Origin of the sequence: Pseudomonas sp. 5P_5.1_Bac1 (genome assembly GCF_025466015.1) — a bacterium.
In the GTDB taxonomy this organism is placed as follows: Bacteria; Pseudomonadota; Gammaproteobacteria; order Pseudomonadales; family Pseudomonadaceae; genus Aquipseudomonas.
The window spans coordinates 54,036-78,556 of sequence record NZ_JANLNX010000027.1 but is presented as its reverse complement, the minus strand read 5'-3'; the positions used below and the strand labels follow the sequence as shown (position 1 = coordinate 78,556).

Here is a 24,521-nt window from a genome sequence, read left to right as displayed (position 1 = left end):
CTTCGTTTCATTGGCACAGGAGTTCATTGATCGCGTGGCTCAATGCATCCAAGGTGCACGGCTTGGTAATGAACCGGGCATTGCTCGGAAGAAAACCCGGCTCAAGCGCCGTATTGCCTGAAACGATAATGACCGGCAGTTCGGGGCGCAACGCCCATGCTGCTTTGGCCAGATCCAGACCATCATAATGACCGGGCATGCGTACATCGGTAATCAGCAACTCCAACGGTTGACCCTCTTGCAGTTTGCGGATGGCGTCATCGGCGCTTGCGCACTCGACGACGCCGTGCCCCAAGTGCGTTACCACTTCAGTCATCAACCATCGGAGGATGTCGTCATCCTCCACCACCAACACCAGCCCACGCATAAATTTCTCCCACCATCTCCCTATTGGTGTCAGCACATTCACCTTTGTTTCTAGGGACTGACGGAATGAAGGACAGACGGCGCAAGAGCGCAAGAATGTGCACTCTGGAGGACATAGCCTCCGGCCGGATGTTCCGGTTAAGCCACCGTGCTGAACTGGAGAATTGGCCTACAAGTGACGAGTGATCAATGCTGACCCACCGGTTGCATTCGACGTGACTTGCCATTTGTGTTCGATATGACCCGTTGCACGCATGCTGAATGGCGAAAACGGTAATTCATGATCGGTCGCTAACGACCCGAAGCTGACATTCCGAGCATAGCATCAGATCGAGCACTGGTTCACACGGGCAGATAGCTGCTCGGCGCTCTCTTTGCGTTCTGAGTAACGGTCCACGAGGAACTCTTGGCGATCACGCAACAGCATGGTGAACTTCACCAGCTCTTCCATGACATCGACAACACGGTCGTAGTAGGCCGAGGGTTTCATGCGCCCAGCCTCGTCGAACTCCAGGTACGCCTTGGGCACCGAAGACTGGTTGGGGATGGTAAACATGCGCATCCAGCGGCCTAGCACCCGCATCTGGTTGACCACGTTGAAGGATTGAGAGCCGCCGCATACCTGCATCACCGCCAATGTCTTGCCCTGAGTAGGGCGCACGGCTCCAAGGGCCAGCGGTATCCAGTCGATCTGAGCCTTGAACACGGCAGACATTGCACCGTGACGCTCCGGCGAGCACCACACCTGGCCCTCCGACCACAACACCAGGTCGCGCAACTCTTGCACCTTAGAATGCTCAACAGGCACATCGTCAGGCAGCGGCAGGCCCGAAGGATCGAAGATGCGGGTTTCGGCGCCGAACTCTTCCAACAGCCTCGCAGCCTCCTGGACCATCAAGCGGCTAAAGGAACGCTCGCGGGTCGATCCATAAAGCAGCAACATGCGTGGTTTGTGGGTCGAAGGAGTATTCGGCTCCATTCGATCCAGTAACGGCAAATCGATCAGTTCTGGCCGAACGTTCGGCAGGTTGTCATTCATCTCGGTCTCCATCGATCCAAGAACTAGAGCGAGCCAATGCGAGCGAGTTCGGCTTTCAGCTCGTCCTGGCTCAGTTGCTGGAAAGGCAGAGCTACGAATCTGCGTACACGCTCATCGATCTTCGCCAGCGTGGTCTGGAACGCTTCTTCGATTTCCGCCTCACTCCCGGTCACAAGCGAAGGGTCGGCCAGGCCCCAGTGGGCCTTGAGCGACGGACCGAAGAAGATTGGGCAAGCCTCACCAGCAGCGCGGTCGCAAACAGTGATAACGATGTCAGGGGGGGCGCTTTCAAAAGCGTCCGAAGCCTTGCTCGAAAGGCCAGCAGTTGAGATACCGGCGGATTCCAGAGTCTTTAGTGCCCGCTCATTGACCTTGCCGCTGGGGAAGCTGCCCGAGCTTACAGCTTGCATTCCCTCAGGGGCGAGGTGATTGAACAGCGCCTCGGACAAGATACTGCGGCAACTGTTGTGGGTGCACATGAACAAGACTTTCATCAGATATCTCCGGTTCAAAAGCTCAGGCGGATGGCCAGTGCGGCCAAGGTGGCAAGTAGGATCGGCAGCGTTAGCACGATGCCTGTGCGGAAGTAGTAGCCCCAGGTAATGACGATGTTTTTGCGGGCCAGGACGTGCAGCCACAGCAAGGTGGCCAAGCTTCCGATGGGAGTAATCTTGGGACCGAGGTCACAGCCGATGACGTTGGCGTAGACCATGGCTTCCCGCACGATGCCAGTGGCCTCGGCGGAATGAATGGACAGGGAGCCCACCAGCGCAGTGGGCATGTTGTTCATGACTGACGATAGGCCAGCGGCGAGCAGCCCGGCCCCGAGTGATGCACCCCAGACTCCATAGCTAGCGAAGACATTGAGAACCTGCGTCAGGTAGTCGGTAAGCCCGGCGTTACGCAAGCCGTAGACCACGAGGTACATGCCAAGCGAGAACACCACGACTTGCCAAGGCGCTTCCTTGAGCACCTTGCGGGTAGAGATGACATGCCCGCGAGCAGCTATCAGGTAGAGGATCAACGCACAAACGGCAGCGATGGCACTGATAGGAACGCCCAGCGGCTCGATGGCGAAGAAGCCAACCAGCAGCAGCGCCAGTACCCACCAGCCCGCAACGAATGTCGCCTCATCGCGGATGGCGGCTTCGGGAGTCTTTAAATGATCCAGATCGTAGGTGCGCGGTAGGTCTTTACGGAAGAACCACAGCAGCATGCCCTGCGTGGCGGCGATGCTGACCAGATTGACTGGCACCATAACCGAGGCGTATTCGCTGAAACCGATGTTGAAGTAGTCGGCGGAGACGATATTAACCAGGTTCGACACTACCAGCGGTAGGCTCGCGGTATCCGCAATGAACCCCGCCGCCATAACAAATGCCAGTGTCGCCGCTGGGGAGAAGCGCAAGGCCAGCAGCATGGCAATCACTATCGGTGTCAGGATCAGTGCCGCACCGTCGTTGGCGAACAGTGCTGAAACTGCTGCCCCGAGCAGCACGCAGAAGGAGAACAATCGGTATCCGCTTCCATTCGCCCAGCGAGCCACATGCAATGCAGCCCATTCGAAGAAGCCCGCCTCATCCAGAAGCAAGCTGATGATGATTACTGCGATGAAGGTGGCCGTGGCATTCCACACGATGGCCCATACAGTCGGGATATCGTGGAGAGATACAGCGCCAACAGCCAACGCAATAATTGCACCCAATGCGGCGCTCCAACCAACGCCAAGGCCCTTGGGCTGCCAAATCACTAACGTTAGGGTGAACACGAAGACGGCGAATGAAACTAGCATGGAAGGCTCGAAGGTTGGGCTTAACAGCAGGCAGCGGCACGAACAGGACGGTCCTCCATGCTTTGCAAGCGGGATACGTTGATCTGTAGCCACTCGGCATTCGCCTGGGTAGTCACCTCCAGCATCTCGCTCACCCACGTTGGTAGTTCCGGGTTGAGGCGGTAATACACCCATTGCCCCTGACGGCGATCCAGCAGCATGCCAATGCTGCGCAGTTGCGCGAGGTGGCGGCTGATTTTCGGCTGGCTGTCGTTCAGCGCACACATTAGTTCGCAGACGCACAGTTCACCCAGGCTGGCGATCAGCAGGGTGGCGCGAGCGCGGGTCTCGTCAGATAGACTCTTGAAGACATCAGGTGGAGTGATCATGGCTGCACCAATACATATGGAAAATCGAATATACGAATTTCCATATGTTACTTGCAAGCACGTTTCGGCTGAACGTCCGCTATGGGTCGTTAGCTGCCTGTCATAGATGACCACTGTCGTCCCTTAGCTGTGCGTGCGACTCGTCAGACCGACTGCAAGTGACTTTTCACGTCGAATGCAAACGTGTGGTCACGTGAGTGCAATTACGCATGCAGAGCTAGTGCTCACAAAAGCTAATGTTTCCCGAGCCTGATGGAATCTCCTGAACCCCGATAAACGCAAGCTACTTGCAACTTCACTGCGGTCACATGAGCGTTCGTATAGCCAATATTTGAGTTGGCGTTATACCGCGCCGATAGCATCAATTCGTTGACCAGACCCTCAATGTATCTAGACAGGCTAGCGGGTATGGGGCATCGGACGTTGATTGAAGACTGATGCCAGTGAGCGAGCTTCTTGGTGGCGACTGTTGAGCGATTTGTGAGCTAGTTCTAGCCTGCGTCCCTAGCAGCAACCCGCAACTGAATCCATGCTTCGATTTCAGCCATAACATAGTAGGCGGCAGCTTGGCGCGACTCGCCATCTTTGAGCGGTTTTGGGAACGTCGGATCTTTTTTGCGAAGCTTGTCCAGACCGGAACGGGACAAGTCGAGCAAGTCACAGAGGGCTGACTGGCGGATAAGAACTTTAGCTGTCGTGTTCATCATGAGTGCTTCCGTAACCGTTTGTAGGTCGCTATTTCGCTACAAAAGCATCAATCAGGCACCCTAATTAATTCGACCTTTTCGCGCCTTTGTTAATAGTGCTTCCAAGCTCTTGGTCCCGAGAGATATGCCAGCCGCATCAAAAACTGCTTGGCAGAAATTTAGACATTTAGGGGCCTTGGGCGGGAAATGCTCCTCCCAAACTCTCAGGCAAGCGTGCATCAATCTAAGCTGGTACGGTTTTTCTTTCGGTCCGCGCGACATCTTCCGAGATTCAATTATAGAGAGGGCTAGTATTATTGAGTCGCGGATGCTTTCTGGTGACAGAGCCTGAATGGCTAACCCGTCAATTTCGCTGGGTGTATTGACCCATGTCACTTGAGGCAGAGCGTTCTCCGCTTCCGCAATAGCGATTCTTGTAGTCCTATCGCAGTGCTCGATTGCCTGCGCCAAATCAGTTCCTCTGAGCTTCAGCAAGGTTTTTAGCTGTCGGACGGAGTCTGGTTTGGTGGGCAACACGCACCGGGTAGCTTTATGGTGGTGGTGACCTGCCCACGCGACTGCCCTCAGTAGCTCCGTCAAGTTACTTTCTGTGATCCGATAGTTTGTCAGCAGATGCAGGCTGCGTATCAGACCCGTGTTGGTATTGGCCTTGACCTCAGTTTTGAAGTGTCGGGACCAGTGTCGCCCATCTCTGTATAGAACCGATCCGGCCACGCTACTTTTCCCTATGCTCGTTTGAGTTCTACGACATTCCCTGCCGCCAGTCTGTCCAGATGGTCGGCATACCACTGCATCATGGTCTTGCGCTGTTCCAGATAGGTGCTCTTGTCGTACACCCCTCGCACGCCGTCCTTTACGTGAGACAACTGGGCCTCGACGTGTTGCGAGTCAAATCCGTGCTCGTTGAGTATGGTGCTGGCTAGATGACGGAATCCATGACCGGTTTGGCGACCTTCGTAACCCAACCGGCGGAGTGCCATCAGAAAAGCGGTGTTGCTTCGTGGTTTGGATGCGTTTCCGCGTCCTGGGAAAAGCAGGGGATAGCTACCGGTGATGTGTTGTAGCTCTTTCAGCAGCTCAAGTGCCTGGCGTGAAAGAGGAACCAGGTGCTCGCGACGGCGTTTCATACGTTGAGCGGGTATCAGCCAGAGTCCTGCATTGAGGTCGAACTCTGTCCACGATGCTTCTCGTAATTCTGAGGTACGGCATGCCAGCATCGAGAGGAGTTGCAGGCCGATTCTCAAATCAGAGGCATGTGGGTAAGAGCGCATCGCTCTCAACAAGGCTGGCAGTTCATCTGCTGGCACATGTGCATAGTTTTCCACTGGTTTCTTCAGTAGGTACTTGCTCAGCCCTTCGAGAGGGTTGTGGGTTGCCCGACCCGTAACGCGGGCAAGGTCATAGACTTCCTTGCACATACCGCGTACGCGACTGGTCTGTTCGACAATGCCTGTCTTCTCCATGGCAAGCAGGAAGTCCATCCATTCCTTTGGCAGAATTTCAGCGAAGGAGCGTCTTCCAAAGATAGGAAAAACGTGTTTTTCAAGCGCTCCGATGGTCCGTGTCGCAGTCCCCTCTGTCCAAGTTTTGGACTTGAGTACGTGCCACTCACGTGCCAGATTCTCGAAGGTGCTGTTTGCTGCTTCAAGCTCTGCGGCTTTCTTCGCGCGCTTGGTCAGCATCACATCGCCGCCTTTAGAAGTGCTTTCGCGCAGCTCACGAGCCTTTCGTCGCGCTTGTTCTCCAGTCAGTTGGTGGACGCCGCTACCGTAGCCGCCAATCCCCATAAACGACCAAGCACCGTTGGCTTTCTTGTACCGCAACTGCCATGACTTGGTGCCGTTCGGTTTCACGCGGAAGTAGAGATTGTCACCGTCAGGTTCTCGATATTCCTTTGCTTCCGGCTCCAGACTCGCAAGCACGGTATCGGCCATAGGGCGGCGCTTGATCTGATCGCGCTTCACTCTTGTATCCCTCGGTTCAAATTTTCAGAGAGGATACACAGCGGGATACACGAAGAGCAAGAATGTGTGGAAATGCTTGGAGGCATTCAGATACAAGAAAGCCCGCACAAGGCGGGCTTCTCGGGTCGTTTCCAATCATGAGGAAGCATGTGAAAACATATGTTTGGTGGAGCCGGGGGGATTTGAACCCCCGTCCGCCAGTGTTCCGCTGTCGGTACTACATGCTTAGCCGTGTCTACTGAGTTAATCCGCAGCCGCCCGACGGGCAGGGTGCTTTGGACGAGTTGTGTAAGTTTTAGCCGATTCGTCCACAACGTACTGCACGGCGATCCTGTTCTGTATGACAATCACTTCGGGTTTACAGGCATCCCCTGGTGATTGCTGGAGCCGAAGCTACCAGAAGAGCGGGCTCGGCTGCTTACGCAGCGAGAGCGTAGCCCTCGTAGGTTTCGTCATTGGCAACTATAGAAAGTTGCAACAGTGGATTTACGAGTTCTGTTACCAACTCGGCATGCACCTAGAGTTTCACTACCGGCGTCGAATCCTAATCGGCCCCAATTGTTGCTCTCTAGCTGAGCGCCTTTATCCAGCGCGTGGGGCGGAGTATACGCCATCATCCGGGCGACGTACACCATCGCCCGGATGCGCTGGCTCACTGGTTACCGCCGCCTTTGGTGCTGTCTTCCAGATCCTTCAGGGCCTTCGTGGTGAGGGCGATGCAGTCCTTGTCGTTGCCTGCTGCCTGGGCGGCGCGGGCGTCGTCGGTTTGTTCCTTGACTGACTTGGCGAGGTTTTCCGAGGTCGTGCTGAGGGTGGCCGCTTGATCGTCGATTTTCTGCAGGTTCGCAGCACACAGGTCGTCCGCGGCAAACACAGGGGATGCAAGCAGTGCGGCGCTCATGAACAGTCCGGTAATCACAGTACGCTTCATGTGAATCTCCTTGGCTGGGAAGGCCTCGGGAAGATGGGGCCTATCAGGATGGACTTCGCCGCTTGCCAGGGGTTCAGATGAATCTCGCGGCGGGCCGTTGACCGGTAACGGCCCGCCGCGATTGGCTCAGATCGCGCGGGCGCGGGTCACCCGGTCCACCAGATAGACGAGCCCGTGATAGTCGATCCCGCCATGGTTGGACAGGCCGATCTCACAGGTCCGGCTGGTGGAAATGCCTTCGCTGCAATACTGCACGGCATCCTTCAGGCTGCGCAGCGAGTGGGCATTCAGTTCCGGTGTGGTGAAGCCCTTGTCGCCGGCAAACCCACAGCAATGAATACCTTCCGGAATCACCACGTCCTTGCTGCACATTCGCGCGAGGTCGATCAGTGCCTGGCTCTCGCCCAGGTGCTGGGTGCTGCAGGTCACATGCACGGCAATCGGGGCGTCTTGCGGGGTGAACTCCAGTTTGTCCAGCAGGTGGGTGCGGATGAAGCGCACCGGGTCGTACATGTCCAGGCGGGTATCGGCCAGGTCTTGCACCAGGCGCAGGGTGCACGGGCTGGTGTCGCAGTAGATCGGGTCGAGGCCGCCACGGCTGGCGTGCAGCAGGGCGCTGATCAGTTCCTGACGCTTGTGCTCGGCCTGTTCGGCGTAGCCTTTGGAGGCGAACGGCTGGCCGCAGCAGAGGCTGTCCTGGTTGTCCGGGAAGATCACTTGATAGCCGGCCTTTTCCAGCAGGCCGCGGGTCTTGTCCAGCAGAGAGGTCTGTTCGCGATCCGCCGCCGCGGGGCCCATCACCCGCGACACGCAGGCCGCCAAGTACACCACGCGAGGCCGCGCGTCGTTGCTGGCCACACTCACCAACGGGTTCTTCAACGGTTGCGGCATGGCGGGCGTCCACTGCGGCAGACGGCCGTTGCTGACGTTGCTCAATGAACGGCTGATGCGGCTCAGGCGCGGTGCGCCGAGCAGGCGACGAGCACCATTGGCGACACGCAGGGTCAGGCGCGCGCCGCTGAGGGCGGTGTGGAAGTTCTCCGCCAGCCAGTCGGCGGTCTTGCCGTGATGGGCGGCTTCGCCGCGCAGTTTCTTCACCAGCTCACCGGTGTTGATCCCGACCGGGCAGCGCTGGGCGCAGAGCCCGGTGGCCGCGCAGGTATCGATGCCTTGGTACTGATAGTCACGTTCCAGCGCCGCGGTATCTTCGCCGGCGCGCTTCCTTGCCTGAATGTCCCGCCACATGACGATGCGCTGGCGCGGACTCAGGGTCAGCCCCTTGGACGGACAGACCGGTTCACAGAAACCGCACTCGATGCACTTGTCGACGATCTCGTCGGCGGCCGGCAACGGTTTCAGATTTTTCAGATGGATATCCGGGTCTTCGCTGAGCACCACATCCGGGTTGAGGATGCCGTTGGGGTCGAGCAGACGCTTGAGTTTCCACATCAATTGGTACGCGTCGTTGCCCCATTCCAGCTCCACGAACGGTGCCATGTTGCGCCCGGTGCCGTGCTCGGCCTTGAGCGAGCCGCCGAACTCCACGGCCACCAGTTGCGCCACGTCGTCCATGAAGCCCTGGTAGCGCGCGACTTCCACGGCGCTGTTGAAGCCCTGGGTGAAGACGAAGTGCAGGTTACCTTCCAGCGCGTGGCCGAAAATGATCGCCTCGTCGTAACGGTGCTTGTCGAACAACTGGATCAGTCGGTTGACGCCTTCGGCCAATTGTTCGACAGGGAAGGTGACGTCTTCGATGATTACCGTGGTCCCGGTCTGACGCACTGCGCCGACAGCGGGGAAGGTGTCTTTGCGAATTTTCCACAGCAGGTTGTACACCGCCGGGTCTTCGCTGAAGTCGACTTTCTGCTCCAGCGGGAATTCGGCGATGGAGGCCATGATCAGCCCCAGTTGCTCGTGCAGCAGGCTCTGGCTGGCGGCGCGGGATTCGATCAGCAGGGCGCAGGCGTTGTCCGACAGGCCTTTCACCCATTCCGGCATGCCCGGTTTGTTCTGCACCGAGCGCAGGCTGCGACGGTCCAGCAGTTCCACCGCCGAGACCGGTTGTTGCTTCAGCACGGTGACGGCCTTGCAGCAGCTTTCGACGGTCGGGAAGACGATCAGCGCGGAGGCTTTGTGCGGGTGATCGATGACGGTGTCGTAGGTCACGGCGCTGATGAAGCCCAGCGTGCCTTCGGAACCGACCAGCAGGTGCTGCAGGATGTCGAGCGGCTGGTCGTAGTCCACCAGCGCATTGAGGGACAGACCTGTGGTGTTCTTCAGCCGGTATTTATGCCGGATGCGGTCAGCCAGTTCGCTGTTGGCGCGAGTCTCGCGGCCGAGGCGGGCGAGTTCGTTCAACAGGTCGGCGTGGCTGTTTTCGAAGGCGGCGACGCTGGCCGGATCTTCGCTGTCCAGGCGCGTGCCGTCGGCCAGCACCAGGCGCAGGCCGGCCAGGGTGTGATAGGTGTTCTGTGCGGTGCCGCAGCACATGCCGCTGGCGTTATTGGCGACGATGCCGCCGATCTTGCAGGCGTTGATCGAGGCCGGGTCCGGGCCGATCTTGCGGCCGAACGGTGCCAGCCAGGCGTTGGCCTGGGCGCCGATGACCCCGGGTTGCAGGCGGATCTGCTCGCCCTGGCCGCGAATCTCGCGACCGTTCCAGTTGTCGCCGAGAACGATCAGCACCGAGTCGCTGATGGCCTGGCCGGACAGGCTGGTGCCGGCGGCGCGGAAGGTGACCGGGACGCGGTCGCGCTGGGCCAGGTGGATCAGGCCGACCACTTCGTCCTCGGATTCGACGCGCACCACCAGCTTGGGGATCAGCCGGTAGAAGCTGGCATCGGTGCCGAAGGCCAGGGTGGAGGTGGGGTCGTCGAAGCGGCGGTCGGCGGGAATCAGTCGCTCGGCGTCGCGCAGGAACGAGGCGGGCAGGCTCATGCAGTCTCCTCGCGGGGCCGCGGCGTCTGGCGCGCCGCGTGCCCCGGTCAATCAGGCGGTGTGGGGTGTGGGCGCGCTATCAGGCGCCCAGTTCGCGGACCAGCGAGTCGCGAGTGATTTCGCTGATGGACTTGGCGCCCGTGAGCACCATGGCCACGCGCATTTCTTTCTCGAACAGGTCCAGCAGGTTGCGTACGCCGGCCTCGCCGTGGGTGGCCAGGGCATAGAGGAAGGCGCGGCCGATCATCACGGTGTCGGCACCGAGGGCGATCATGCGCACCACGTCCAGGCCGCTGCGGATACCGGAGTCGGCGAGAATGGTGATGTCACCCTTCACCGCGTCGGCGATGGCCGGCAGGGCGCGGGCGCTGGACAGCACGCCGTCGAGCTGGCGACCACCATGGTTCGACACGACGATGCCGTCGGCGCCGAATTTCACTGCGTCGCGGGCGTCGTCCGGATCGAGGATGCCCTTGATGATCATCGGGCCGTCCCAGAATTCGCGGATCCACTCCAGGTCTTTCCAGGAGATCGACGGGTCGAAGTTGTTGCCCAGCCAGCCGATGTAGTCGGCCAGACCGGTGGGGTTGCCACGGTATTTGGAGATGTTGCCCAGGTCATGCGGACGCCCCAGCAGGCCGACATCGAGCGCCCATTGTGGGTGAGTCATGGCTTGCCAGACGCGGCGCAGCGGTGCGTTCGGGCCGCTCATGCCGGAGTGGGCATCGCGGTAGCGAGCGCCGGGAACCGGCATGTCGACGGTGAATACCAGGGTCTTCACGCCGGCTGCCTTGGCACGCTCCAGGGCGTTGCGCATGAAGCCGCGGTCCTTGAGCACGTAAAGCTGGAACCACATTGGCCGGTCGATGGCCGGGGCAACTTCTTCGATCGGGCAGACCGAGACCGTCGACATGGTGAAGGGAATGCCCTTGGCGGCAGCCGCGCGGGCAGCCTGGACTTCGCCACGGCGGGCGTACATGCCGGTCAGGCCGACCGGTGCCAGCACGACCGGCATGTTCAGGGTTTCATCGAACAGCCGGGTCTGCAGGCTGAGTTCGGACATGTTCTTCAGAACGCGCTGACGCAGGGCGATGCTGGCCAGGTCTTCTACGTTGTGGCGCAGGGTGTATTCGGCGTAGGCGCCACCGTCGGCGTAATGGAACAGGAATGGCGGCAGCTTGCTCTGGGCCGCGGCGCGATAGTCGGTGGAGGCGGAAATGATCATGGGGTCTCGCAGCGTTTGTGTGAGAAGGCGGCTGCCGGGCGCGCCGTGACGCGCCCGGCCCCTGTCACTTTAGTGTTGAACCAGCATGCCGGTCAGCCAGTAGGCCTGGACCAGAGTGATCACGCCAACGATGGTGGCGAAGAACAGGCTGTGCTTGAGGGTGAAGCGGAACAGGTCCGATTCCTTGCCGACCAGGCCGGTGGCGGCGCAGGCCACGGCGATGGATTGCGGGGAAATCATCTTGCCGGTCACGCCGCCGCTGGTGTTCGCCGCGACCAGCAGGGTGTCGTTGACTCCGATCTGGTGGGCGGTGGTGGCCTGCAGCGAGCTGAACAGGGCGTTGGACGAGGTGTCCGAACCGGTCAGGAACACGCCCAGCCAGCCGAGGAACGGCGAGAAGAACGGGAACGCGGCGCCGGTGCCGGCCAGTACCAGGGCCATGGTCGACGACATGCCCGAGTAGTTGGTGACGAAGGCGAACGCCAGAACCATGCCGATGGACAGGATCGGCCAGCGCAGTTCGTAGAAGGTCTCTTTCAAAGTGGTCAGACCAGTTTTGAAATTGATCTTCAGGACGATCATCGACAGCAGCGCCGAGATGAAGATCGCGGTACCGGTGGCGGAAATCGGGTCGAGCTTGAACACCGCCGGCATCGCGGTTGGCGCGGTGACGATCGGGGCGGTCTTGATGACCAGTTGATCCAGGTGCGGGATGGCGAAGTTGAACACCCAGTTGTACATCGCGCCACCAGAGGCGAACGCGGCCTTGAATGGCTTCAGGGTCCAGATGGTGACCAGCACGGTCAGGATCAGGAACGGCGACCAGGCCTTGAAGATTTCACCCAGGCTGTACGGCGTAGGTTGGCTGCCGGTATTGACCACAGCGGCACCGACGCTACCAGTGGCGGTAGTGAACGAGCGCTTGGGCTGCCAGACCTTCAGAAACAGGGTCAGGGAGATCAGGCTGGCGAGGGCCGAGGTGATGTCCGGCAGCTCTGGGCCAATGAAGTTCGAGGTGAAGTACTGGGTGACGGCGAAGCTCAGGCCGGCAACCAGGGCGGCAGGCCAGGTTTCTTTCACACCACGCAGGCCGTCCATCATGAACACCAGCCAGAACGGTACGAACAGCGACAGCAGCGGCAGTTGACGACCGGTCATCGCGCCGATGTGGAACGCATCGATACCGGTGACCTGGCCCGCGACGATGATCGGGATACCCAGGGCGCCAAAGGCGACGGGCGCGGTGTTGGCGATCAGGCACAGGCCGGCGGCGTACAGCGGGTTGAAGCCGAGGCCCACGAGCAGGGCGGCGGTGATGGCCACCGGAGCACCGAAGCCGGCCGCACCTTCAAGGAAGGCGCCGAAGCAGAAGCCGATCAGCAGCACTTGCAGGCGTTGGTCGTCGGTAATCGACAGCACCGAGCTGCGGATCACTTCGAACTGGCCACTCTTGACCGTCAGTTTGTACAGGAAGACTGCGGCGACGATGATCCAGGCAATCGGCCACAGACCATAGGCGAAGCCGTAACCGGCGGCAGCGAACGCCATGTCGGCAGGCATCTGGAAGGCGAAGATCGCGACCAGAATCGACAGGCCCAGCGTGATGCTGCCTGCAATGTGTCCCTTGAGGCGGAACACGGCCAGCGCCAGGAAGAAGAAGACGATTGGAATGACCGCCGCCAGTGCGGACAGGCCGAGACTACCAAGCGGGCTATAGATTTGTTGCCATGTTTGCATGTTGGGTGGCCCCTAATTGTTGTTGGTCAGGCACTGGCATTGGTTAATTGGTAATACCAATTTACAATGTCGAGGCGCTAGGTTAAAAGCCTCCTTATCGGTGTGTCAATTTGTCCCGGTAAAACTTTCGTCGGGTGCCGTGGGAAGGATCTGACTGAGTGGTAAGGAAACTTGCCAACTGAGTGGTGTGGCGGGTGGCCGGATAGGCCAAAATAGACGGCCCCGAACTGACTCGGGATTGTGGAGAGCACGCGATGGTTTTCGACCAGGTCCGCCAGCGCCGTTTGTCCGACGATATCGTCGAGCGGCTGGAAGGAATGATTCTTGAGGGCACCCTGACCGCGGGCGAGCGCTTGCCGGCCGAGCGGGTGCTGGCTGAACAGTTCGGTGTGTCGCGCCCGTCGTTGCGCGAGGCAATCCAGAAACTGGTGGCCAAAGGCATGCTGGTCAGCCGCCAGGGCGGTGGCAACTATGTGGTTGAATCGCTGGGGACGACCTTCAGTGATCCATTGCTGCAACTGCTCGAAAACAATCCTGAAGCCCAGCGCGACCTGCTGGAGTTCCGCCATACCCTTGAGGCGTCATGCGCGTATTACGCGGCCATGCGCGCCACGGATGTGGATCGTGAGCGGCTCAAGGCGGCGTTCGATACCTTGCAGGACTGCTACACCCGGTGCGACGAAGTCAGTCGGGCGGAAGAGGGCGCTGCGGATGCGCGCTTCCATCTGGCGATTGCTGAGGCCAGCCATAACGCGGTGTTGCTGCACACCATTCGCGGGCTGTTCGATCTGCTCAAGCGCAACGTGGTGACCAACATCGGCGGGATGTACAAGCAGCGCACGGAAACCCGCGACATGCTGATCAGTCAGCACCGCGATTTGTATCTGGCGATTGTCGAAGGACGCGCGCAGGACGCTCGCGAAGTGTCGAGCCGACACATTCTGTATGTGCAGGAAGTGTTGGAGGAGGTGAGGCAGGAGGTTCAGCGGGTGGCGCGGGCGGAGCGACGCAAGGGCCGTTGAATGATGTGCACGGCCATCGCTGGCAAGCGGAGCGCCGCCCGGCCAGCGATGAGGCCTTGAAAGACTGAATGCGGATGAATCAGTCTTCGCGCCCTTTGTTGCGCACTGCGCGCTGCAATTCGCGATCGGAATCACGCTCGCGCTGTGTGTCGCGCTTGTCGTATTCCTTCTTGCCCTTGCCCAGAGCGATCTCGCACTTGATCAAGTGCTTGCTCCAGTACATGGACAGCGCGACGCAGGTATAGCCCTTCTGCTGCACGCCCACGAACAGACGTTCCAGCTCGCGGCGATTGAGCAGCAGCTTGCGGGTGCGTGTCGGGTCGGCAATGACGTGGGTGCTGGCTGCCGTCAACGGAGTAATGTGGCTGCCCATCAGCCAGGCTTCACCGTCCTTGAGCAGCACGTAGCTGTCCACCAGGTGCGCCTTGCCGGCACGCAGGCTTTTTACTTCCCAACCGGACAGGACCAGTCCGGCCTCGAATTTGTGTTCGATGAAGTAATCGTGTCGCGCTTTCTTGTTCTGCGCGATGGTCCCTGTCGGATGTTTCGTTTGTTTGGCCATAGGGGCGGCATTATAGGCAGTCGTTGCGTCGTCGGCTACGGGGGAGTGGTGAGCTTGAGCCCTCGCAATGAATCCCGGACAATGCCCGCATTTTTCGGCCACTCCGCTGTCATCAGTGATGTGGCATTTGGCCGGTTGCCGGGTGCCGCATTCTTTGTTCTAGTGGCGCCGGTTTGCTTTTTTCGCTCAGTTTTGGAAATGACGCCTGGATGACTACCCATATTCAACGGTCGGCCCTGCTGCCTTATCCCGCTCGGTCACTCTACGATCTGGTCAACGATGTTGCGCGCTATCCGGAGTTTCTGCCGTGGTGCTCGGCGAGCACGGTACTGGAAGTCAGCGAGACGCATATGCGGGCCAAGGTCGAGGTGGCCAAGGGCGGTATCAGCCAGCATTTCGTAACCCGGAATGTGCTGGTGCCGGGGCAGTCCATTGAAATGAATCTGGAGGAGGGTCCGTTCAGTCAGTTGCACGGGCTCTGGGTGTTCAAGCCGCTGGGTGAGAAGGCCTGCAAGATCAGTCTTGATCTGTCCTTCGAGTATTCCGGGGCACTGGTGCGCGCGACCTTGGGGCCGCTGTTCAACCAGGCCGCCAACACGCTGGTCGATGCGTTCTGTCAGCGGGCCAAGCAGCTCAACGGTTGAGAGGGTAAGAAGGGTCTTCAATCAAGCCGGCCGCTGAAGACAGACGTAAAAAAGCCCGAACATGTTCGGGCTTTTTTGTGGCTTCGGATCACTGCGTTTGCAGTGGTTCCTGAACCGGGACAGGCATGACTTCGATGGTATCGACGTCGCGCTGGATCTTGTCTTCCAGCGAGCCAGGGCGTGCTGGCTTGTCCACTTTCACCGGCTTGACCTGTTGTTCAGGCTGGGTGACGGTGGTGTTGCTCTCGCTGCCGAGGATTTCCTGGTCGCGGCTCACGCCTGGCATGAAGTCGCCGGACAGGCTCGCCAGTTGGTCGCTTTCGTTGAAGAAAATACTGATGCGTTCCTGTTGGCGCTCGCCGCCGCCTGGCTGCAGGCTATACAGGTAGTCCCAGCGATTGGTATGGAACGTATCCTGGATCAGCGGGTTGCCCATGATAAACCGTACTTGCCGACGGGTCATTCCGGGGCGCAATTGGTCTATCATGTCCTGCGTCACGACATTGCCCTGCTGGATGTCGATTTTGTAAACCCCGGGAAACGAGCAACCGGCGAGTGCGAGCAGTCCCACGAGGGTGAGGCTGGTTAGCAAGAGCTTGGTGTTTTGCATCGGTGGGCGACTTCCACTATCTTGGCTGGACAACGTAAACCCCGATCATACCCGTATTCAGAGAAGCTGCGAAGCAGCATCGGCGAGAAAGCTGACCATGGTTGAAAATAGCGAACTGCGCAAAGCCGGTCTCAAGGTAACCCTGCCTCGAGTCAAGATCCTACAGATGCTCGACTCCACCGAGCAGCGCCATATGAGCGCTGAAGATGTCTACAAGGCATTGATGGAAGCGGGAGAAGATGTTGGCCTGGCCACGGTGTACCGTGTTCTGACCCAGTTCGAGGCGGCCGGTCTGGTCGTGCGTCACAACTTCGACGGCGGTCATGCGGTATTCGAACTGGCCGACGGCGGCCACCACGACCATATGGTCAACGTGGAATCCGGTGAGGTGATCGAGTTCTTCGATCCCGAAATCGAGAAGCGTCAGAAAGAAATTGTTGCCCAGCATGGTTACGAGCTGGTTGATCACAATCTGGTGCTGTACGTACGCAAGAAGAAGTAAGCGCTAGCGCTTGCGGCAAAAGCTTCGAAGGCGACCTCAGGGTCGCCTTCGTGCTTTCCGGGGTCAGGCTTTGCTGGTCACGACCATCTTCTTGGCATGGGCAAGAGATTCCTTGGTCAGATCGATGCCGCCGAGCATCCGTGCGACTTCCTCGACGCGTTCGCGCTTGCCCAGGCTGGCGACCGCGGTGTGGGTGGCATCGCTGTTGCGGACTTTATGCACGAACAGGTGGTGATGGCCTTGCGCGGCAACCTGCGGCAGGTGAGTGACGGTCAGTACCTGGCCGCGCTCGCCCAGTCGGCGCAGCAATTGCCCGACGATTTCTGCGGTAGGGCCGCCGATCCCCACATCCACTTCGTCGAATACCAGTGTCGGGATGCGTGAGGTCTGTGCGGTGATCACCTGGATGGCCAGGCTGATGCGTGACAGCTCGCCCCCTGACGCCACCTTTGCCAGGCCCTTGAGTGGTTGACCAGGGTTGGCGCTGACCAGCAACTCCACCTGTTCCAGGCCATGTGGGTGCAGGTCATCGCTGTTGCCAGCGCGTAGCTCGATACAGAAGCGTCCTCCGGGCATTCCCAGGCGCTGAATTTCAACTTCTACCGCAGCTGCAAGCTGATTGGCCGCACTCCGACGCAGTCCGCTGAGCTCGCTGGCCTTCTCGTGGTAATGACGGGCATACGCCTTCAGTTCTTCCTCCAGCCGCTCGATGGATTCGTCGTTGGCATTGAGGCTTTCCAGCTCTTCGCCCAGGCGTTGTTGCAGGCTGATTAATTCACTGGGGTGCACGCGATGCTTGCGCGCCAGGGTGTAGAGCGTATCCAGGCGTTCTTCCAGCTGCTGCAGGCGCGCCGGGTCAGCATCGAAGTTGTCGAGGAAGCGGTTGAGCTCGCCCACCGCTTCCTCGACCTGGATCTGTGCGCTGGCAATCAGGTTGGCAGCCTCGCCCAGGGCGTGCGGTGCGTTGTTTATCGCAGTCAGGCGGTTGAGGCTGACAGTCAGTGCGCTGAGCACGTTGCCCGAATCATTTTCGCTGCAGTGGTCGATCACTTGGCGGCAGATGCCGAACAGCGCCTCGGCATTGGTCAGGTTCTTGTGTTCCTGTTCCAGTTGCTCCAGTTCGTTTTCGCCGAGGCCGAGATTGTCCAGCTCTTCCAGTTGATAGCTGAGCAACTGGTGTTGCGCGCGCTGCTCGTCACCGGAATTGCACAGTCGGTCCAGCTCCACGCGCGTCTGGCGCCAGCGCTGGGCTGCCATCTGCACCTGGCGGGCAAGATCGGTGGCGCCGGCGTATTCATCGAGCAGGCGACGGTGGGTGTCGGTTTTCAGCAGCGACTGGTGTTCGTGCTGGCTGTGGATGTCGATCAGCAATTCGCCGACCGCCTTGAGGTCGCCCAGCGGGCAGGGCGTGCCGTTGATGTAGCCGCGGCTACGGCCCTCGGCGGTGATGACCCGGCGCAGAATGCATGGGCCGTCGTTGTCGAGGTCGCGTTCGGCCAGCCAGGTGCGTGCTTCAGGAATGTCGATCAGGTCGAAGGTCGCGAGGATGTCGGCCTTGTCCGCGCCGGGGCGCACCACGCCGCTGTCGGCACGATCACCCAGCGTCAGGCCGAGCGCGTCGAGCATGATCGATTTGCCAGCACCGGTTTCGCCGGTGATGACGCTCATGCCTCGGGCGAGTTCGAGATCGAGGTGTTCGACGATGGCGTAATTGTGGATGGACAGGTGCACCAGCATTCGGGCGGCTCCCAGAAAAATGTCTGGTTATTTATACAGTGTTTTCAAATTCCCTGACAATGCCCGCGCTTAGTCCGATTCCGTCGCCGAGGCCGCGTTTTGATCGCGGACAGTTATGTCGTCGCCACATTGATGTTCAATCACCCTTGAAGCTGCTTTTTGCGACCCCATATAGGCCGGCAGATACGCGAGTCGAGCTCGCTGACGAAATGAGAGGAGAGATTTCATGGCTGATGAACAGATGCTGGACGAACAGAATCTGAACGCCGACAAATCCGCCGACGCGGGCGCCAACGAGCTGGCTGCGCGCGTACAGGTGCTCGAAGAGCAACTGGCGGCGGCCCAGGATCAGGCCCTGCGTACCGCGGCCGATCTGCAGAATATTCGCCGCCGCGCCGAACAGGACGTGGAAAAGGCGCACAAATTTGCTCTGGAGAAGTTCGCTGGCGACCTGCTGCCGGTGATCGACAGCCTGGAGCGTGGCCTTGAGCTGTCCAACCCGGATGACGAAAGCATTCGTCCGATGCGCGAAGGCATCGAGCTGACCCTGAAGATGTTCCAGGACACCCTCAAGCGCTTCAACCTCGAAGCCATTGATCCGCACGGCGAGCCGTTCAATGCCGAGCATCACCAGGCAATGGCCCTGCAGGAAAGTGCCGAGGTCGAGCCGAACACCGTGCTCAAGGTCTTCCAGAAGGGCTATCAGCTCAATGGTCGCCTGCTGCGCCCGGCCATGGTCGTGGTCAGCAAGGCTCCAGCGCCAGTTTCGCCTTCTATCGACGAGAAGGCTTGAAATTAACCTGGCGACCCCCATCTAGGTGTCAAGCGTTTAAGTGCTACCGCAGTTGGCCAACACCACTGCGGCAACCAAATCCAAAGTTTCGGGAGAGTTAAAATGGGCAAAATTATCGGTATCGACCTGGGGACTACCAACTCCTGCGTCTCCATTCTGGAAAACGGCAACGTCAAGGTGATCGAGAACGCCGAAGGCGCTCGCACCACGCCGTCGATCATCGCTTACGCCAACGATGGCGAAATCCTGGTTGGCCAGTCGGCCAAGCGCCAGGCGGTGACCAACCCGCACAACACCCTGTACGCGGTAAAACGTCTGATCGGCCGTCGCTTCGATGAAGAAGTCGTGCAGAAAGACATCCAGATGGTTCCGTACAAGATCGTCAAGGCCGACAACAGCGACGCCTGGGTCGAAGTGAATGGTCAGAAAATGGCTCCGCCGCAAATCAGCGCCGAAGTCCTGAAAAAGATGAAGAAAACCGCCGAAGACTACCTCGGCGAAGCAGTGACCGAAGCGGTCATCACTGTTCCTGCGTACTTCAACGACAGCCAGCGCCAGGCTACCAAAGACGCTGGTCGCATTGCTGGTCTGGACGTAAAACGGATCATCAACGAACCCACTGCGGCCGCTCTGGCCTACGGTATGGACAAGGCTCGCGGCGACCACACCGTCATCGTTTATGACCTGGGTGGCGGTACCTTCGACGTGTCGGTGATCGAGATCGCTGAAGTCGACGGCGAACACCAGTTCGAAGTACTGGCAACCAACGGTGACACGTTCCTCGGTGGTGAAGACTTCGACATTCGCCTGATCGACTACCTCGTCGACGAGTTCAAGAAAGAAAGCGGCATGAACCTGAAAGGTGACCCGCTGGCGATGCAGCGTCTGAAAGAAGCTGCTGAAAAAGCCAAGATCGAGCTGTCCTCGAGCCAGCAGACCGACGTCAACCTGCCGTACATCACTGCTGATGCGACCGGTCCGAAGCACCTGAACGTGAAGATCTCCCGTGCCAAGCTGGAGTCGCTGGTCGAAGACCTGGTTCAGCGCACCATCGAGCCTTGCCGCATCGCTCTGAAAGATGCCGGTATCGACGTCAGCAAGATCGACGACGTGATCCTGGTCGGTGGCCAGACTCGTATGCCGCTGGTGCAGAAAACCGTTGCTGATTTCTTCGGCAAGGAAGCGCGTAAAGACGTCAACCCGGACGAAGCTGTTGCCATGGGTGCTGCCATCCAGGGTGCGGTTCTGGCAGGTGACGTGAAAGACGTGCTGCTGCTGGACGTCAGCCCGCTGACCCTGGGTATCGAAACCATGGGTGGCGTGATGACCGCGCTGATCGAGAAAAACACCACCATCCCGACCAAAAAGTCGCAGGTGTTCTCGACTGCCGATGACAACCAGGGCGCCGTGACCATTCACGTGCTGCAGGGTGAGCGTAAACAGGCTGCACAGAACAAGTCCCTGGGCAAGTTCGACCTGGCCGAGATTCCACCTGCTCCACGTGGCGTGCCACAAATCGAAGTGACCTTCGACATCGACGCCAACGGCATCCTGCACGTCGGCGCGAAAGACAAGGCCACCGGCAAGCAACAGTCCATCGTGATCAAGGCCAACTCCGGTCTGTCCGAGGAAGAAATCCAGCAGATGGTCCGCGACGCTGAAGTCAACGCCGAGGAAGACCGCAAGTTCGAAGAGCTGGCAGTAGCCCGTAACCAGGGTGACGCGCTGGTTCACTCGACTCGCAAGATGGTCGCTGACGCCGGTGACAAGGTGACTGCTGACGAGAAGTCGGCGATCGAAGCCGCTGTTGTTGCTCTGGAAGCTGCTGTCAAAGGCGACGACAAGGCTGCTATCGATGCCAAGGTCGAAGAGCTGTCGAAAGTCTCCGCTCCGGTTGCTCAGAAGATGTACGCCGAGCAGGCCGAGAAGCCGGAAGCGGGTGCTCAGGCACAGCAGGCTGACGAAGCCAAGCACGACGACGTCGTCGACGCGGAGTTCGAAGAAGTCAAAGACAACAAGTAATTGCTGCTTGTTGTCGGCCGGTTGACTGATGTTTGACGTTGACTGGTAGGATATCGCCGCGCGGGGGCTTGCTCCCGCGTTGGCGTGTCTGGAATACCCGAATTTTTACAGCACTGGTTCACATGCCGGTGCTGTCGGCACAGCGCTCAACGCGCAGAGGTTTGCCGAACGTCCTCAAGAGTGCATAGAACCATGGCGAAGCGTGACTATTACGAGGTTCTGGGAGTCGAGCGAGGCGCAAGCGAGGCCGATCTGAAAAAGGCCTATCGCCGCCTGGCGATGAAGCATCACCCGGACCGTAATCCCGACGACAAAGAGTCGGAAGAGAAATTCAAGGAAGCCAACGAGGCATACGAAGTCCTGTCCGATGCCAGCAAGCGCGCGGCCTACGACCAGTATGGCCATGCCGGTGTCGACCCAAGCATGGGTGGCGGCGGTGCGGGCTTCGGTGGCGCCAACTTCTCCGACATCTTTGGCGATGTCTTCAGTGATTTCTTTGGCGGTGGCCGCGGCGGCTCTCGTGGTGGCGCCCAGCGTGGAAGCGACCTGCGTTACACGCTGGAACTGAACCTTGAAGAAGCGGTGCGCGGTACCACGGTCAATATCCGTGTACCGACGCTGGTCAATTGCAATCCTTGTGATGGTTCCGGTGCGAAGAAAGGTTCTTCGCCGGCGACCTGCCCGACCTGCGGTGGCATTGGTCAGGTGCGCATGCAGCAAGGCTTCTTCTCTGTGCAGCAGACCTGTCCGCGCTGCCAGGGCCAAGGCAAGATCATCACCGACCCGTGCGACTCCTGCCACGGCGAAGGTCGCATCGAAGAGTACAAGACGCTGTCGGTCAAGGTGCCGGCTGGCGTCGATACCGGCGACCGCATTCGTCTTTCCGGCGAGGGCGAGGCGGGTACTCAGGGTGGTCCGACCGGTGACCTGTATGTCGTGATCAATGTGCGTGAGCACCCGATCTTCCGACGCGACGGCAAGCATCTGTATTGCGAAGTGCCAATCAGCTACACCGATGCTGCGCTGGGTGGCGAGCTGGAAGTGCCGACCCTCGATGGTCGGGTCAAGCTGAAGATCCCGGAAGGGACCCAGACCGGCAAGCAGTTCCGTCTGCGCGGTAAGGGTGTCGCTCCGGTGCGCGGCGGCGGTGCCGGTGACCTGGTGTGTCGGGTGGCTGTAGAAACTCCGGTTAATCTCAGTCGCCGTCAGCGTGAGCTTCTCGAAGAACTGCGTGCTTCACTGGAAGGCGATAGTTCCCATTCTCCCAAGGCCAATGGCTGGTTCGAGGGTGTAAAGCGCTTCTTCGGCGATCTGTAAAAAGGAAAAGGCATGCGACGTATAGCGGTAGTGGGCGCGGCAGGGCGCATGGGCAAAACCCTGATCGAGGCGATTCAGCAGACTCAGGGTGCTGGCCTCACGGCGGCGGTTGATCGTCCCGACAGCACGCTGGTGGGTGCTGATGCTGGTGAGCTGGCTGCGCTGGGGCGCATTGGTGTGCCGCTTTCCGGCGACCTCGCGCGAGTCGTGGATGAGTTCGATGTGCTTATCGACTTCACTCACCCTTCGGTCACGCTGAAGAACCTGGCTTTCTGCCGCAAGGCGGGTAAGGCCATGGTTATTGGCACCACCGGTTTCAGTGTCGAGGAAAAGCAACTGCTGGCCGAGGCGGGCAAAGAGATTCCGATCGTCTTTGCCGCCAACTTCAGCATCGGCGTCAATCTGTGTCTGAAGCTGCTCGACACCGCTGCTCGTGTGCTGGGTGATGAGGTGGATATCGAGATTCTCGAAGCTCACCACCGCCACAAGGTCGATGCGCCGTCCGGTACCGCGCTGCGCATGGGTGAAGTCGTTGCCCAGGCGCTGGGTCGCAATCTGCAGGAAGTGGCTGTCTACGGCCGTGAAGGCCAGACCGGCGCCCGTGATCGCCAGACCATCGGTTTCGCCACTGTGCGTGCCGGTGATGTAGTGGGTGATCACACGGTGCTGTTTGCCGCAGAAGGCGAGCGTGTCGAGATCACTCACAAGGCATCCAGTCGCATGACCTTCGCCAAGGGTGCGGTGCGTGCTGCGCTCTGGCTCGATGGCCGTGAGCCAGGTCTGTACGACATGCAGGATGTGCTCGACCTGCATTGATTTATCGCCTCATCTCTCTCGGAAACGGGCTGGTCAGTGACGGTCAGCTCGTTTTCGCAGCCCTTGTGATGCGACTTGTCGCATTCCTGAGCCTTTCAGGCACATCAGTGGTAGACCAAAAAAGCACATTTCTGTAAGCTACAGCTTTAGTGTGTCCACTAAAAGCGCGCAGATAATTCGACGAAGAAAGCGGGGTGACGTGTCTATACGTCATTCCGCTTTTTTGCAACCTGCGATCGCCCCTTCAGGCTATTTACGGAGGTCTTCTTGACTAAGCCAGCCATACTCGCCCTTGCCGATGGCAGCATTTTTCGCGGTGAAGCCATTGGAGCCGACGGTCAGACCGTTGGCGAGGTGGTGTTCAACACCGCAATGACCGGCTATCAGGAAATCCTGACTGACCCTTCGTACTCGCAACAGATCGTTACCCTGACTTACCCACACATCGGCAACACCGGCACCACTCCGGAAGATGCCGAGTCTGACCGCGTATGGTCGGCCGGCCTGGTTATCCGCGATCTGCCGCTGATTGCCAGCAACTGGCGTAACACGCTGTCCCTGAGCGACTACCTCAAGGCCAACAATGTCGTGGCGATCGCCGGTATCGACACTCGCCGCCTGACTCGCATCCTGCGTGAAAAGGGCGCGCAGAATGGCTGCATCCTGGCGGGTGACAACATCAGCGAAGAAGCCGCCATTGCCGCCGCTCGCGGCTTCCCGGGGCTGAAGGGCATGGACCTGGCCAAAGTGGTCAGCACCCAGACTTCCTACGAATGGCGTTCCAGTGTCTGGGAGCTGAAAAGCGACAGCCACCCGACCATCGAAGCTGCCGATCTGCCGTATCACGTCGTCGCCTACGACTACGGCGTCAAACTGAACATCCTGCGCATGCTGGTTGCTCGCGGCTGCCGCCTGACCGTGGTGCCGGCGCAAACCCCGGCCAGCGAAGTGCTGGCGCTCAAGCCTGATGGCGTGTTCCTGTCCAACGGCCCTGGCGACCCAGAGCCTTGCGACTACGCTATCCAGGCCATCAAGGAAATCCTCGAGACCGAGATTCCGGTGTTCGGTATTTGCCTTGGTCACCAACTGCTGGCCCTGGCCTCCGGCGCCAAGACCGTCAAGATGGGTCACGGCCACCACGGTGCCAACCACCCGGTCCAGGACCTGGATACCGGCGTTGTAATGATCACCAGCCAGAACCACGGTTTCGCGGTCGACGAGGCCACGCTGCCGGCCAACGTTCGTGCGATCCACAAGTCGCTGTTCGACGGTACCCTGCAAGGTATCGAGCGTACCGACAAGAGCGCGTTCAGCTTCCAGGGCCACCCTGAAGCGAGCCCTGGCCCGACCGACGTCGCTCCACTGTTCGATCGCTTCATCGATGCCATGGCCAAGCGCCGCTAAGCATCCCTGCGAGAAGGCCCTGAACC

At 59.5% G+C, this 24,521-nt stretch carries 22 protein-coding genes and 1 other RNA gene; 8 read left to right on the top strand and 15 right to left on the bottom strand.

What is annotated here, in order from left to right; genetic code table 11:
- Positions 1–7 precede the first annotated feature (7 nt).
- The 12 genes from NTD82_RS05240 to NTD82_RS05185 form a co-directional block, all read right to left on the bottom strand.
- Positions 8–367 (bottom strand): response regulator, encoded by a 360-nt coding sequence (locus NTD82_RS05240; RefSeq protein ID WP_262127985.1) that lies wholly within the window; start codon positions 365–367, stop codon positions 8–10.
- A 324-nt stretch (positions 368–691) separates the two neighbouring features.
- On the bottom strand, positions 692–1,405 hold the full coding sequence (gene arsH / locus NTD82_RS05235; protein ID WP_262127984.1) for an arsenical resistance protein ArsH: 714 nt from the start codon (positions 1,403–1,405) through the stop codon (positions 692–694).
- A 23-nt stretch (positions 1,406–1,428) separates the two neighbouring features.
- Positions 1,429–1,899: an arsenate reductase ArsC gene (locus NTD82_RS05230; RefSeq protein WP_262127983.1), complete on the bottom strand. Its 471-nt coding sequence runs from the start codon at positions 1,897–1,899 to the stop codon at positions 1,429–1,431.
- Positions 1,900–1,913: 14 nt separating this feature from the next.
- A complete protein-coding gene (locus NTD82_RS05225) occupies positions 1,914–3,197 on the bottom strand; it encodes an arsenic transporter (RefSeq protein WP_262127982.1) in 1,284 nt (427 codons plus the stop codon).
- A gap of 20 nt (positions 3,198–3,217) precedes the next feature.
- Positions 3,218–3,565: a metalloregulator ArsR/SmtB family transcription factor gene (locus NTD82_RS05220; RefSeq protein WP_262127981.1), complete on the bottom strand. Its 348-nt coding sequence runs from the start codon at positions 3,563–3,565 to the stop codon at positions 3,218–3,220.
- 491 nt (positions 3,566–4,056) lie between these two features.
- Complete coding sequence (locus NTD82_RS05215) at positions 4,057–4,272, bottom strand: helix-turn-helix transcriptional regulator (protein WP_262127980.1); 216 nt, start codon at positions 4,270–4,272, stop codon at positions 4,057–4,059.
- Positions 4,273–4,997: 725 nt separating this feature from the next.
- Positions 4,998–6,236: a tyrosine-type recombinase/integrase gene (locus NTD82_RS05210; RefSeq protein WP_262127979.1), complete on the bottom strand. Its 1,239-nt coding sequence runs from the start codon at positions 6,234–6,236 to the stop codon at positions 4,998–5,000.
- Positions 6,237–6,400: 164 nt separating this feature from the next.
- Positions 6,401–6,792, bottom strand: a transfer-messenger RNA (tmRNA) gene (gene ssrA, locus NTD82_RS05205).
- 96 nt (positions 6,793–6,888) lie between these two features.
- Complete coding sequence (locus tag NTD82_RS05200; protein ID WP_095159715.1) at positions 6,889–7,167, bottom strand: hypothetical protein; 279 nt, start codon at positions 7,165–7,167, stop codon at positions 6,889–6,891.
- A 126-nt stretch (positions 7,168–7,293) separates the two neighbouring features.
- Positions 7,294–10,104: an FAD-binding and (Fe-S)-binding domain-containing protein gene (locus NTD82_RS05195; protein ID WP_262127978.1), complete on the bottom strand. Its 2,811-nt coding sequence runs from the start codon at positions 10,102–10,104 to the stop codon at positions 7,294–7,296.
- A gap of 79 nt (positions 10,105–10,183) precedes the next feature.
- Positions 10,184–11,329, bottom strand: a complete 1,146-nt coding sequence (lldD, locus tag NTD82_RS05190) for an FMN-dependent L-lactate dehydrogenase LldD (RefSeq protein ID WP_095159717.1) — start codon at positions 11,327–11,329, stop codon at positions 10,184–10,186.
- A 69-nt stretch (positions 11,330–11,398) separates the two neighbouring features.
- Entirely contained in the window at positions 11,399–13,066 is a 1,668-nt protein-coding gene (locus tag NTD82_RS05185; protein ID WP_262127977.1) for a lactate permease LctP family transporter, read from the bottom strand.
- 254 nt (positions 13,067–13,320) lie between these two features.
- Between NTD82_RS05185 and NTD82_RS05180 the strand changes: the two genes are divergently transcribed.
- Entirely contained in the window at positions 13,321–14,088 is a 768-nt protein-coding gene (locus NTD82_RS05180; protein ID WP_095159719.1) for a GntR family transcriptional regulator, read from the top strand.
- Positions 14,089–14,167: 79 nt separating this feature from the next.
- Here NTD82_RS05180 and smpB read toward each other — a convergent pair whose 3' ends face one another.
- The gene (smpB, locus tag NTD82_RS05175; protein ID WP_095159720.1) at positions 14,168–14,650 is read right to left on the bottom strand and encodes an SsrA-binding protein SmpB; all 483 of its coding nucleotides are present in this window, start codon (positions 14,648–14,650) and stop codon (positions 14,168–14,170) included.
- 209 nt (positions 14,651–14,859) lie between these two features.
- Between smpB and NTD82_RS05170 the strand changes: the two genes are divergently transcribed.
- Complete coding sequence (locus NTD82_RS05170) at positions 14,860–15,294, top strand: type II toxin-antitoxin system RatA family toxin (protein WP_095159721.1); 435 nt, start codon at positions 14,860–14,862, stop codon at positions 15,292–15,294.
- A gap of 88 nt (positions 15,295–15,382) precedes the next feature.
- On the opposite strand, the gene NTD82_RS05165 is transcribed toward NTD82_RS05170, so the two are convergent.
- Positions 15,383–15,904, bottom strand: a complete 522-nt coding sequence (locus NTD82_RS05165; protein WP_095159722.1) for an outer membrane protein assembly factor BamE — start codon at positions 15,902–15,904, stop codon at positions 15,383–15,385.
- A 97-nt stretch (positions 15,905–16,001) separates the two neighbouring features.
- Between NTD82_RS05165 and fur the strand changes: the two genes are divergently transcribed.
- Positions 16,002–16,406, top strand: coding sequence for a ferric iron uptake transcriptional regulator (gene fur / locus NTD82_RS05160; protein WP_095159723.1), 405 nt, complete (start codon positions 16,002–16,004; stop codon positions 16,404–16,406).
- A gap of 63 nt (positions 16,407–16,469) precedes the next feature.
- Here the strand turns inward: fur and recN are convergent, their stop codons facing one another.
- Complete coding sequence (gene recN, locus NTD82_RS05155; protein ID WP_262127976.1) at positions 16,470–18,143, bottom strand: DNA repair protein RecN; 1,674 nt, start codon at positions 18,141–18,143, stop codon at positions 16,470–16,472.
- Positions 18,144–18,369: 226 nt separating this feature from the next.
- On the opposite strand from recN, the gene grpE reads away from it, so the two are divergent.
- The 5 genes from grpE (at position 18,370) to carA (ending at position 24,495) form a co-directional block, all read left to right on the top strand.
- A complete protein-coding gene (grpE, locus tag NTD82_RS05150; protein ID WP_110968928.1) occupies positions 18,370–18,936 on the top strand; it encodes a nucleotide exchange factor GrpE in 567 nt (188 codons plus the stop codon).
- Between the two features lie 102 nt (positions 18,937–19,038).
- Complete coding sequence (dnaK, locus tag NTD82_RS05145) at positions 19,039–20,958, top strand: molecular chaperone DnaK (RefSeq protein ID WP_095159726.1); 1,920 nt, start codon at positions 19,039–19,041, stop codon at positions 20,956–20,958.
- 192 nt (positions 20,959–21,150) lie between these two features.
- Positions 21,151–22,275 (top strand): molecular chaperone DnaJ, encoded by a 1,125-nt coding sequence (gene dnaJ, locus NTD82_RS05140; RefSeq protein ID WP_110968926.1) that lies wholly within the window; start codon positions 21,151–21,153, stop codon positions 22,273–22,275.
- 12 nt (positions 22,276–22,287) lie between these two features.
- On the top strand, positions 22,288–23,091 hold the full coding sequence (gene dapB / locus NTD82_RS05135; protein WP_175651980.1) for a 4-hydroxy-tetrahydrodipicolinate reductase: 804 nt from the start codon (positions 22,288–22,290) through the stop codon (positions 23,089–23,091).
- 267 nt (positions 23,092–23,358) lie between these two features.
- Positions 23,359–24,495, top strand: coding sequence for a glutamine-hydrolyzing carbamoyl-phosphate synthase small subunit (gene carA, locus NTD82_RS05130; RefSeq protein ID WP_262127975.1), 1,137 nt, complete (start codon positions 23,359–23,361; stop codon positions 24,493–24,495).
- Positions 24,496–24,521 lie beyond the last annotated feature (26 nt).

Bases quoted from the DNA above. Each gene is read 5' to 3' on its own strand.
- NTD82_RS05170 (WP_095159721.1), top strand. From the start codon at position 14,860: ATGACTACCCATATTCAACGGTCGGCCCTGCTGCCTTATCCCGCTCGG.
- lldD (WP_095159717.1), bottom strand. From the start codon at position 11,329: ATGATCATTTCCGCCTCCACCGACTATCGCGCCGCGGCCCAGAGCAAG.
- dapB (WP_175651980.1), top strand. From the start codon at position 22,288: ATGCGACGTATAGCGGTAGTGGGCGCGGCAGGGCGCATGGGCAAAACC.
- smpB (WP_095159720.1), bottom strand. From the start codon at position 14,650: ATGGCCAAACAAACGAAACATCCGACAGGGACCATCGCGCAGAACAAG.
- NTD82_RS05200 (WP_095159715.1), bottom strand. From the start codon at position 7,167: ATGAAGCGTACTGTGATTACCGGACTGTTCATGAGCGCCGCACTGCTT.
- grpE (WP_110968928.1), top strand. From the start codon at position 18,370: ATGGCTGATGAACAGATGCTGGACGAACAGAATCTGAACGCCGACAAA.
- NTD82_RS05165 (WP_095159722.1), bottom strand. From the start codon at position 15,904: ATGCAAAACACCAAGCTCTTGCTAACCAGCCTCACCCTCGTGGGACTG.
- fur (WP_095159723.1), top strand. From the start codon at position 16,002: ATGGTTGAAAATAGCGAACTGCGCAAAGCCGGTCTCAAGGTAACCCTG.
- NTD82_RS05185 (WP_262127977.1), bottom strand. From the start codon at position 13,066: ATGCAAACATGGCAACAAATCTATAGCCCGCTTGGTAGTCTCGGCCTG.
- recN (WP_262127976.1), bottom strand. From the start codon at position 18,143: ATGCTGGTGCACCTGTCCATCCACAATTACGCCATCGTCGAACACCTC.
- dnaJ (WP_110968926.1), top strand. From the start codon at position 21,151: ATGGCGAAGCGTGACTATTACGAGGTTCTGGGAGTCGAGCGAGGCGCA.
- NTD82_RS05180 (WP_095159719.1), top strand. From the start codon at position 13,321: ATGGTTTTCGACCAGGTCCGCCAGCGCCGTTTGTCCGACGATATCGTC.
- NTD82_RS05195 (WP_262127978.1), bottom strand. From the start codon at position 10,104: ATGAGCCTGCCCGCCTCGTTCCTGCGCGACGCCGAGCGACTGATTCCC.
- NTD82_RS05230 (WP_262127983.1), bottom strand. From the start codon at position 1,899: ATGAAAGTCTTGTTCATGTGCACCCACAACAGTTGCCGCAGTATCTTG.
- NTD82_RS05220 (WP_262127981.1), bottom strand. From the start codon at position 3,565: ATGATCACTCCACCTGATGTCTTCAAGAGTCTATCTGACGAGACCCGC.
- arsH (WP_262127984.1), bottom strand. From the start codon at position 1,405: ATGAATGACAACCTGCCGAACGTTCGGCCAGAACTGATCGATTTGCCG.
- NTD82_RS05225 (WP_262127982.1), bottom strand. From the start codon at position 3,197: ATGCTAGTTTCATTCGCCGTCTTCGTGTTCACCCTAACGTTAGTGATT.
- dnaK (WP_095159726.1), top strand. From the start codon at position 19,039: ATGGGCAAAATTATCGGTATCGACCTGGGGACTACCAACTCCTGCGTC.
- NTD82_RS05215 (WP_262127980.1), bottom strand. From the start codon at position 4,272: ATGATGAACACGACAGCTAAAGTTCTTATCCGCCAGTCAGCCCTCTGT.
- NTD82_RS05240 (WP_262127985.1), bottom strand. From the start codon at position 367: ATGCGTGGGCTGGTGTTGGTGGTGGAGGATGACGACATCCTCCGATGG.